The organism is Streptomyces sp. MBT53 (genome assembly GCF_016654115.1).
GTDB lineage: Bacteria > Actinomycetota > Actinomycetes > Streptomycetales > Streptomycetaceae > Streptomyces.
This window is the reverse complement of sequence record NZ_JAEQAZ010000024.1, coordinates 60,519-69,898: the sequence shown is the minus strand read 5'-3', so window position 1 is coordinate 69,898 and position 9,380 is coordinate 60,519. Positions and strand designations below refer to the sequence as shown.

Here is a 9,380-nt window from a genome sequence, read left to right as displayed (position 1 = left end):
CGGGCGGGTGGGCGGCCTGCCAGGCGCTGACCTGGAGGGCGGAGCGCCTGGCAGGCCGCCCACCCGCCCGTCGGGACCGGGACCGGGGCGGCGGTCGTGCAGTTCACCAACGTCTCCCGGAAGACGTGCGTCCTGAAGGGCCATCCGACGACGGTCGCCGGCGCCGGCAACGGCTCCCCCTCCCACAACACCCCGCTCAAGGTCACCCCCACCGGCAGGGCGGCCACCGTGACGGTCCGGCCGCACGGCAAGGCGTGGGTGAAACTGACCTTCGTCCAGGTCCAGGGGGAGGGCGACGGCTACTGCGTGTCGGGCAAGACCCCGGCGGCGTATCCGACGATGGTCATCGGGCTGCCGCACTCCGGGAAGCACCAGGTCGCCCTGAACGACGGGTGGTGGGCCGAGTGCGACAACAAGGTGACTGTCACCCCGGTCTCGGCGGTCAGGCCTTCCTAGTAACCCCGTCCCCGCAAAACGGGCAGCCTGCATGACGCTCGCAAGGCCCTGCCCCGCACGTTTGTGAGGAACTGCAGCACATCAGTACAGGTCAGCGACTCAGCGCACCTTCAGTGCGCTGAGTCGCCGACCTGCGGTGATGACACAAACTCGCATCCGTCAAAGTCCGATGGCAAACGGTCAAGATCCAGTGGCACGGGACATGCGGGCTCGGTGCTGTTGACAGCGGAGATGCCGAAGCCGCCGGTCCGCCGTACCGAGTACGAGTGGTTCCGAGGCGAACTCCGCACTGTGGAAGGGGCGTTGGCCTAGCCTGCCATGGAGACCGAGCTGACGGCGACGAGCACCTGCGAGCCCTGGCCGCGCCGGAAGCCGTCATCAGAAACGACGACCAGGCCCTGCCCTCCCTCTCACGGGCAGCGACCACGAACGTCCGCTGCCCGCCCTACTGGCCGCGCAGCAGCCGGCGGCAGGCGGGAGTGTCAGGTGGTGACGGGCCAGGTGCGCAGGAGTGCGGCGATCCTCGTGGCGCTGCTGGTGGGGTCACGCAGCAGGTCGCGCAGGCCGAGAGCGTCCTCGCGGGCGGGTTTGACCTGGATCCCGGACGCTTCGAGGTACATCACGCCGGTCGCCGCGGCGACGGCCAGGTTGGAGCGCTCCAGCCAGCGACACCGGCCCAGGATGTGGACCAGGGCTGCGGCGCGCGCGTAGGGACCGTCGTAGACCGGCTGTTCCAGGAGTTCGGCCCTGTGACAGGCCACGGCGGCGACCGGAACGCCGTAGTCGTCGGGGGCCGGGTCGCCGGCGCCCGCCAGTTCGGCGACCTGAAGAATCCAGGGAACATCGATGTGCACGTCCATTACGCGGCGTGGGCTCCCTGCGCGGCGCGGCCGGCGTCTTGCTCCTCGGCTTCATCGAAGAGGTCCTGGTGCTCGTCAAGGAAGCGGCCCGCTGCGTCCAGTCCGCGCCTGCGCAGGCCGTCGGCGTCCTCGATGACGAGGCGGGCGATGTACTCGCCCAGGTCCATACCGCGGTCCTTGGCCCGGGCCTGCGCGAGTTCCTTGACGTCGGAGTCGACGCGAACGCCGAGTTGGGTCTTCGCCATACGCGCATGGTAACAGCGGTTACCACTCTTGTGTGGTCTGGCGGTCTCCAGGATGCCCTGCGGTGACGGAATCGTGCCGCCCCCGTCTGCCGGTACCAGTGCTTGACGCCCCGGTGGTGCGAGCATTCGGCGGTGCCGCCGTACAAGGCTGCTCCGTCCCGCCCGCGTCCCACTACGTTCGGATCCTCAACGGACGCTCCGGTAGAGGTGTTCGGGGCGGCCCGTGGTTCCGTAACGGAGTTCGAGCCGGACCATGCCCTCCCGTACCAGGTAGGAGAAATACCGCTGGGCCGTGGCGCGGGAGACACCGGTGAGTTCGGCGGCCTGGGCCGCGGACAGGGCGTCGGGGGCGGCGCGGAGGACCTGGTGCAGGAGAGCGAGGGTCGGTCCGGAGTGCCCCTTGGACGGGACTCGGGGTACCGCCGGCGGCCGGGCGGCGCTGAACAGGGCGTCCACATCGGCCTGGTCGGCCCGGGGAGCCTTGCCCAGGGCGTCCACACGGTACTGGAGTTCCCGGTAGGCGGTGAGCCGTTCGGCCAGGTCGGCGGAGCCGAACGGCTTGACCAAGTAGCCCACGGCGCCGAGTTTCATGGCGGTCCGTACCGAGGTGATGTCCCGGTCGGCGGTGATCACGATGACGTCGGGGCGTGTGCCGCCTTCGTCCCCGCTGAGCTGCCGCAGCACGTCGAGACCGCTGCCGTCCGGCAGAAAGACGTCGAGCAACAGCAGGTCGGGGTGGAGGGTGCGCACCGCGTCCAGCGTCTCGGCCACGGTCGCCGCCCGGCCGACCACCTCGAAGTCGTCGATGCGGGACGCGTAGTCGCAGTGGATGTGACTGACCCGGAAGTCGTCGTCCACCACCAGGGTCCGGATCATCCGCGGTCACCTCCGGTCGTCGAGGCCGTCGTGAGCTGTGCGTCGCGTGGCACGGGAGTGGCGTCCGGCAGGGGCAGTACGACGGTGAAGACCGCGCCCGGCCCCTCGCTGACCGTGATGGTCCCGCCGTGCCGCTGGGTCAGCCGGTGGACGAGGGCCAGGCCCAGCCCGCGCCGGGCGGTGCCCCGGTCGGGGCGGGTCGACCAGCCGTCCTCGAAGACCGACGCGGTGGCGCCCGGCGGGATCCCCGGGCCGCTGTCGGCGACCCGCACCATCACCAGGTCGACGGCCTCGACCAGCGAGAGCAGCACCTCCCGGCCGCCCGCCGGGGGCGGTCCGCCGGAGGCCGCGTCGATCGCGTTGTCCAGCAGGTTGCCGACGATGGTCAGCAACCGGCGCAGATGCGGCGGGTCCTCGCCGAGCGCGGAGTCCTCGCTGAGCACCATCCGTACCCCGCGTTCCGCGGCCACCGTGGTCTTGGCGACGATCAGCCCCACGAGCAGCGCGTTGCCGATCCGTTCGCGCACGGACTCGGTGAGCGCCTGCTCGGCGCCGGCCGACTCCACGGCGTACTCGAAGGCTGCGTCGTGGTCACCGATGTCCAGCAGCCCGGCCACGGTGTGCATGCGGTTGGTGAACTCGTGCTGCTGGGCGCGCAGGGCGTCGGTCAGCCCACGCACCGAGTCCAGTTCGCGCAGCAGCCCGATCAGCTCGGTGCGGTCGCGCACGGTGACCACCGCGCCCAGTTCGCGGCCCTGCAGCGTCACCGGCATCCGGTTGACGACCAGGCAGTGGTCGTCGGTCAGCACGTTGAGGTCGGTGCCGGTCAGGGTGCCGTCCAGGGCGCGGCGCAGCCGCCCGTCGGGCAGCACCTCGTCGAGCCGGCTGCCGAGCGCCGTGCCGAGGCCGAGCAGGGTGCGGGCCTCGTCGTTGACCACGGTGATCCGGCCGTCGGGAGCGAAGGCGAGCACGCCCTCCCGGATGCCGTGCAGCATGGCCTCGCGGTCCTGGAACAGTCCGGCGATCTCCTCCAGCTCCAGCCCGAAGGTCGACCGCTTCAGCCGCCTGGCCAGCAGGAACGCGGCAGCCGAGCCGAGTGCGACGGCGATCGCGCTGTACAGGCCGAAGGTGGGCAGCTCCCGCCACAGCTCGCCGAGCACATCGCGCTCCGGGATACCGGCCGAGACCTCGCCGACCAACTTGCCCGTGGGCCCGTACAGCGGAGCCTTGCCGTTGGCGGACCGCCCGGTCGCTCCCTGGTCGGAACCCATGTGGGGACGGCCGTCCAGCACCGGGATCGGATCGCCCACAGGCTCGCCGATCAGCGCCGGGTCGGGGTGCGAGTGGCGGATGCCGTGCAGATCGATCACGACCACGTACGACGCCCCCGACGCCTTCCGGATCCGTTCGGCGACGGTCTGTACGACGCCCTTCCCGCCCCCGTGCGCCATGGCCTGCCGGATCTGCGGGTCGGCGGCCGTGGTCTGCGCGATGTCCAGCGCCCGCCCCTCGTAGGCGCGGTCGATCTCGGCGCGCTGGGCGAACGCGAACAGGACGAAGCCGATGGCCCCGGTGAGGGCCAGGATCGCCAGCTGGTTGGCCAGAATCCGCGCGGAGAGCCGTCTCTTCCCGCCGCGGCCGATCCCCGTACGGATGGGCATCACAGGTGCCTCGCCCTTGTCGTGCTGCCGGGCCCGGCCCCTTCGCCGTACCCGTGGTGGCGTGATTGTGACCCACCAGGGACATTCTGCCCACCCCCTGCACCGCTGAGCAGAATGCGCAGAACTCCTGTTAACACGACTAACGCGAGATACGTCTGAAACAGCGACGTAATACCGGACGGCCTTTTAGCGTCTGCCTCCCTCGACCACGACAAAGAGGAAGGAGACGGCCTCAATGGTTTCGCGAAACGATGTGGCGACGAGCCCCGGCGCCGAGAGGACCGGCAGGGACAGCGCGCGAGTGGAGATCTCAGGACTCACCAAACGCTTTCTCACCCCCGCGGGTGAGGTGTTCACGGCACTGAAGGACGTCTCGTTCACCGTGGAGCCGGGCCAGTTCTGCGCGGTGGTCGGCCCGACCGGCTGCGGCAAGTCGACGACATTGAGCATGGTGTCCGGGCTCGACCGGCCCAGTGAGGGCTCGGTCACAGTCGGCGGCCGTGAGGTGGACGGAGTCACCGACGGCGTCAGCTTCATGTTCCAGACCGACGCCCTGCTGCCCTGGAAGACGGTCCTCGGCAACGTCCTGATGGGCCCCGTCTTCCGCCGGGTGCCCAAGCAGCAGGCGCAGGTCTCGGCGCGCGACTGGCTGCGCCGGGTGGGCCTGACGGGGTTCGAGGACCGCTACCCGCACCAGCTCTCCGGCGGCATGCGCAAGCGGGTGGCGATGGCCGCGGCGCTGATCAACGAACCCAAGATCCTGATCATGGACGAGCCGTTCGGCGCCCTGGACGTGCAGACCAAGGCGATCATGTCGACCGAACTCCTCGGCCTGTGGGAGCAGATCCGCCCCTCGGTCATCTTCATCACCCACGACCTCGACGAGGCCGTGGCGCTCGCCGACCGGGTCGTCGTCATGACGTCGAGCCCCGGCTCGGTCAAGGCGGTCTTCGACATCGACCTGCCCCGCCCGCGCGGCGCGGTCCAGGAGATCCGCTTCCAGCCCCGCTTCATCGAACTCCAGCACCAGATCTGGGACTGCCTGCGTGAAGAGGTGGAGCGCGCCTACGCACGCACCGCAGGAGGCACGGCATGAGTACGACGTCCACCGTTTCCACCGCCCCCGTCAAGGACGGCGCGCAGGCTTCGGCCACGGCGGCCGCCAGGAGCGCCGTCCGGCGGCGCACCGCGCTGGTGTGGGCGGGCCGCATCGGTCTCGCGGTCTTCGTCCTCGGCGGCTGGCAGGCCTTCACCGCCTGGGGGATCGTCGACCCGTTCTTCTTCGGGCAGCCGTCCGGCATCGCCAAGCGGCTGGTCGACCTCTTCCGGCACGGCACCGAGTTCGGGTCCTTCTACTCGAACATCTGGACAACGATCCAGGAGGCGCTCGTCGGCTTCGCCCTCGGGGCCGTCACCGGAGTGGTCTTCGGCGTCGCGCTCGGCCAGAGCCGCTTCCTCGCCGACGTGCTCGGCCCCTACATCAAGATGGTCAACGCGATCCCGCGGATCGTCCTCGGCTCGATCTTCATCGTCGCGTTCGGCATCGGCGTACTGCCGAAGATCCTGCTCGCCGCGGTGCTGGTGTTCTTCATCGTCTTCTTCAACGCCTTCCAGGGCGTCCGCGAGGTCGACCGCAACATCCTCGCCAACACCAGGGTCCTCGGCGCCTCGCAGTTGCAGATCATCCGGCACGTCACCGTGCCCTCCGCGCTCACCTGGATCATCGCCAGCCTGCACAGCGCCTTCGGCTTCGCCATCGTCGGCGCGCTGGTCGGCGAGGTGCTCGGCGCGCAGAGCGGCCTCGGCCTGGTCATCAAGACCGCGCAGAACAACTTCGACCCCAACGGCGTGTTCGCCACGATGCTCGTCATCTCGGTCATCGTGCTCGGCGCCGAGTGGCTGATCGGCAAGCTCGAACACCGGCTGCTGTCCTGGCGCCCCCCGGCCCCGTCCGAGGCCGCCAACACCATCTGACGCCCCTCATTCCCCGCGTTGTCCCACAACCCTCAGCAAAGGAACGTGACCAGCCATGTCCAGACGACCCGCCGCCGTCGCCGCGTCTCTCCTCACCGTTCTCGCCCTCGGCGCCGTCAGCGCCTGTTCCGGCAACTCCTCGGCCTCGACCGGCGGTTCGGGCTCCACGCCGACCGTCAAGCTCATGGCCGGCGGCCTCGACAAGCAGATCTACCTGCCGTACCAGCTCGCCCAGCAGCTCGGCTTCTACAAGAAGTACGGCGTCAACGTCCAGCTGAGCACCGAGCAGGACGGCGGCGTGGGCGCCGAGGAAGCCATGGCCTCGGGCCAGGTGGACATGGCCGGCGCCTGGTACAACCACACGATCGAGTTCCAGGCGAAGGGCAAGGCCGTCGAGGACGTCGTCCAGCTCTCCGGCGCGCCGGGCGAGCGCGAGATGTGCACCAGCAAGTCGGGCGTCCACTCGGCCGCCGACTTCAAGGGCAAGACCCTCGGCGTCACCGACCTGGGCTCGGGCACCGACACCCTCACCCAGTTCCTGGCCGCCAAGCAGGGTGTCAAGACCAGTCAGTTCCACCGGATCGGGGTCGGCGCGGGCTCCACCGCCATCGCCGCCCTGCAGAACGGCAAGGTCGACTGCGTGATGACGACGCAGCCGACGGTGGCCGCGATCCAGAAGAAGGGCGTCGGTGCCTCCGCGATCGACCTGGCCACCACCTCCGGCGCCACGGCGGCGATGGGCGGCGCCTATCCCGCCGCCAGTGTGCTCGCCCGCACCGACTGGGTGAACTCGCACAAGGACACGGTGCAGAAGGTCGTCGACGCGCTCGTCGCCACCATGCACTGGATCAGCACCCACAGCGCGGCCGACATCGCGAACAAACTCCCGGCGTCGTTCGTGTCCAACCAGTTGGTGACCAAGGCCGACTACATCGCGGCGCTGAACGAGGACAAGGGCCAGTTCCTCCCGGACGGTCTCATGCCGGCCGGCGGCCCGAAGACCTCCCTGGCGACGGAGAAGCTGGTCGGCAACGTGAAGGGGTCGGTGGACCTGAGCAAGACGTTCACCAATGACTTCGCCGTCCAGGCCAACAAGACCGAGGGCTTCAAGACCACCACGACCCCGGCCGGCCCGAACGGCTGAGCCTTCGCCTCCCGCGGCCTCCCCGGTCCCGCGCGCCGACTCGGTTCGCGTGGGCCGGGGCGGAGCCGTGGCCGCATGCGAAGACCACCGGCTGGATACGGTCGCGGCCCCGATCTTGGTGGTGCGCGGCCGGTGTGTGCCTCGACGCTGGACTCGGAAGAGACGACGGGACTGGCGATCTCGCCGGCGGTCCAGCCTTGCCGACGGCGACGAGGGTCTCGCGTTCGTGGTCATCCTCCTGACCGCCCGGCAACAGCTCGTAGACCGGCTGTCGGGGTTCTCGGCAGGCGGTGACGACTACCTGGCCAAGCCCTTCCATCTGGCCGAACTCACCGCCCGGCTGCGTGCGTCCGTGAAGCGGGCTGCGCCGGCCGCGGCGATCGCGGTCGGGGACCTGATTCTGGACGCGGTCGACCACCGCGTCACCGTGCACGGCACGGCCGTCGCCCTGTCCCCCACGGAGTTCCGGCTGCTGGCCACACTCGTGGCCGCGGGCGGGAGCATCGTCCGGCGCCGCGAACTGGTCGCGACGGGCTGGCCGGAGGGTGCTCAGGTCGGTGACAACACGCTGGATCAGTACCTGACCCGGCTGCGGCGGAAGCTGCGTGAGGCCGGCAGCGCGCTGACCATCGGCATGGCGCGCGGGATCGGACACCGCCTTTCATGAAGCGCCTTGTCCTCGGTCAGCTTGGAGGAACAGTGGGCGGCCGAAGCCATTGAGACGCCGGCTTCGACCGCCCACGTGAGTCCGCGGACATGGCGGGGCTGACACAGGCGGCGGCCTGCGCTGACCACGGCCCCCCGGCGTGAGCCGAGGCGGCGCGGTCCCGCACACTCGACTCGTCGCCGGGCGCTGGGGGTCTGTCAGCCCATGTCCGTCAGGAGGGCGTTCAGTTCCTTCTCCTGCTGCGCGGGCGGCATCGGCGGATTCGAGTGGTCGATGCCGAAGGTCCCCAGCACCTTGTCCATCTGGGCGTCGATGGAGGTCCAGCCGGTGTTGTCCAGCGGCTGCAGCGATGCCTGGTCGGCGTCCCACAGGTCGCGCAGCGACTGGGCGGCCGTGTGCGCTCCCTTCGCGTTCCCCGACTGTGCGTCCTTGAGCGAGGTGGAGGCGAGGTTCTTCAGCGCGGCGACCTTGACGGGCGGGAACTTCTTGACCGCCTGGCCGGGAGCCATCTGGACGGCGGAGGTGTTGTCGGCCTCCGGCGCCGGGCCGGTGTGCGGCTGGCTGTGGGCCCAGACCAGCAGACCCACGGTGGCGACGGCGAGCAGTCCGAAGCCGGCCAGCCCGACGCGCTCCTTTCGCAGGTCGCCGGTGTCGTGGGTGGCGTGGGCGGCTTCGTAGGTCTCGGTCACGTCCGAGCGTGTCACCGTCAGGTAGGCCACGGTGGCCAGGATCAGGCCGAGGAAGATCAGGCTGGTGGTGAAGGTGCCCAGCGCGAGGCCGGTCGGCTCGCCCGGCTGAGCGACCTTCGGGGAGGCGAGCCAGTCGCCGATGTTCGCGCCCAGCGGGCGGGTCAGGATGTAGGCGAGCCAGAAGGACAGCACCGGGTTCGCGCCGAACTTCCACAGCAGCGTGATCGCCGCGATGAGGCCGAGCGGCAGCATCACCGAGGCGCCCGGGCTCCAGCCGGTGAGCTCCAGGGTCCAGTCCCCGGTCGCGGTGCCGAGCGCGAAGGTGACGAGAACCGCGAGCCAGTAGAACGACTCCCGCGGAAGCGTCGTGACCGAGTGGATCGAGAGGGTGCGCTCGCGCAGCCACCACACGCCGAAGACCACGGCGAGCAGAACCGAGAACACGGCGGTGCTGATCCACAGCGGAACATTGAGCTGGTCGGTGAGGATGTCGGTGTACAGGGTGCCCGTGACACTGACAACGACCACGGTCAGCCAGTACGGGAACGGGACGTACCGCTTGAGCCGCAGCTGGACGGCCAGGACCACGACGAACACCGCGGTGAAGATCCAGGCCGTGTTCACCAGGCCGACGCCCAGCTTCATGTTGATCCAGTCGGCGAAGCTCTCCCCGACGGTGGTGCACAGGATCTTGATCACCCAGAACCAGATGGTGACCTCGGGGACCTTGTTGAGCATGAGGCGCCCGCTGCGTGGGCGTGCTTCCGTTGTCGTCGTCATGCAGGGAGGTTTACGGAATGAACCTGCA

The 9,380-nt window shown here is 69.7% G+C and carries 8 protein-coding genes and 2 pseudogenes; 5 read left to right on the top strand and 5 right to left on the bottom strand.

The window, feature by feature from the left end; genetic code table 11:
- Window positions 1-42: 42 nt before the first annotated feature.
- Window positions 43-456, top strand: a pseudogene (locus tag JHN45_RS11840) (DUF4232 domain-containing protein); the annotation flags it as partial.
- Between the two features lie 482 nt (window positions 457-938).
- On the opposite strand, the gene JHN45_RS11835 reads toward JHN45_RS11840, so the two are convergent.
- The 4 genes from JHN45_RS11835 to JHN45_RS11820 all read right to left on the bottom strand — a co-directional run bounded on the left by JHN45_RS11835 (window position 939) and on the right by JHN45_RS11820 (window position 4,098).
- Complete coding sequence (locus JHN45_RS11835) at window positions 939-1,316, bottom strand: fic family toxin-antitoxin system, toxin component (protein WP_201048997.1); 378 nt, start codon at window positions 1,314-1,316, stop codon at window positions 939-941.
- Window positions 1,316-1,561, bottom strand: coding sequence for a hypothetical protein (locus JHN45_RS11830; RefSeq protein WP_201048996.1), 246 nt, complete (start codon window positions 1,559-1,561; stop codon window positions 1,316-1,318). Before JHN45_RS11830 ends, JHN45_RS11835 begins: the two co-directional genes overlap by 1 nt.
- Window positions 1,562-1,747: 186 nt before the next feature.
- Window positions 1,748-2,437, bottom strand: coding sequence for a response regulator (locus JHN45_RS11825; RefSeq protein WP_201048995.1), 690 nt, complete (start codon window positions 2,435-2,437; stop codon window positions 1,748-1,750).
- Complete coding sequence (locus JHN45_RS11820) at window positions 2,434-4,098, bottom strand: sensor histidine kinase (RefSeq protein WP_201048994.1); 1,665 nt, start codon at window positions 4,096-4,098, stop codon at window positions 2,434-2,436. The genes JHN45_RS11825 and JHN45_RS11820 overlap by 4 nt, the downstream gene beginning before the upstream one ends.
- Before the next feature lie 235 nt (window positions 4,099-4,333).
- On the opposite strand from JHN45_RS11820, the gene JHN45_RS11815 reads away from it, so the two are divergent.
- The 4 genes and pseudogenes from JHN45_RS11815 to JHN45_RS11800 form a co-directional block, all read left to right on the top strand.
- A complete protein-coding gene (locus tag JHN45_RS11815) occupies window positions 4,334-5,194 on the top strand; it encodes an ABC transporter ATP-binding protein (RefSeq protein ID WP_201048993.1) in 861 nt (286 codons plus the stop codon).
- A complete protein-coding gene (locus JHN45_RS11810; RefSeq protein WP_201048992.1) occupies window positions 5,191-6,072 on the top strand; it encodes an ABC transporter permease in 882 nt (293 codons plus the stop codon). Before JHN45_RS11815 ends, JHN45_RS11810 begins: the two co-directional genes overlap by 4 nt.
- Window positions 6,073-6,127: 55 nt before the next feature.
- Window positions 6,128-7,216 (top strand): ABC transporter substrate-binding protein, encoded by a 1,089-nt coding sequence (locus JHN45_RS11805; RefSeq protein WP_201048991.1) that lies wholly within the window; start codon window positions 6,128-6,130, stop codon window positions 7,214-7,216.
- A gap of 229 nt (window positions 7,217-7,445) precedes the next feature.
- Window positions 7,446-7,883 (top strand): annotated as a pseudogene (locus JHN45_RS11800) (response regulator transcription factor); the annotation flags it as partial.
- Between the two features lie 197 nt (window positions 7,884-8,080).
- Here the strand turns inward: JHN45_RS11800 and JHN45_RS11795 are convergent.
- Window positions 8,081-9,352, bottom strand: a complete 1,272-nt coding sequence (locus JHN45_RS11795) for a hypothetical protein (RefSeq protein WP_201048990.1) — start codon at window positions 9,350-9,352, stop codon at window positions 8,081-8,083.
- Window positions 9,353-9,380 lie beyond the last annotated feature (28 nt).

Bases quoted from the DNA above. Each gene is read 5' to 3' on its own strand.
- JHN45_RS11835 (WP_201048997.1), bottom strand. From the start codon at position 1,316: ATGGACGTGCACATCGATGTTCCCTGGATTCTTCAGGTCGCCGAACTG.
- JHN45_RS11830 (WP_201048996.1), bottom strand. From the start codon at position 1,561: ATGGCGAAGACCCAACTCGGCGTTCGCGTCGACTCCGACGTCAAGGAA.
- JHN45_RS11825 (WP_201048995.1), bottom strand. From the start codon at position 2,437: ATGATCCGGACCCTGGTGGTGGACGACGACTTCCGGGTCAGTCACATC.
- JHN45_RS11820 (WP_201048994.1), bottom strand. From the start codon at position 4,098: ATGCCCATCCGTACGGGGATCGGCCGCGGCGGGAAGAGACGGCTCTCC.
- JHN45_RS11815 (WP_201048993.1), top strand. From the start codon at position 4,334: ATGGTTTCGCGAAACGATGTGGCGACGAGCCCCGGCGCCGAGAGGACC.
- JHN45_RS11810 (WP_201048992.1), top strand. From the start codon at position 5,191: ATGAGTACGACGTCCACCGTTTCCACCGCCCCCGTCAAGGACGGCGCG.
- JHN45_RS11805 (WP_201048991.1), top strand. From the start codon at position 6,128: ATGTCCAGACGACCCGCCGCCGTCGCCGCGTCTCTCCTCACCGTTCTC.
- JHN45_RS11795 (WP_201048990.1), bottom strand. From the start codon at position 9,352: ATGACGACGACAACGGAAGCACGCCCACGCAGCGGGCGCCTCATGCTC.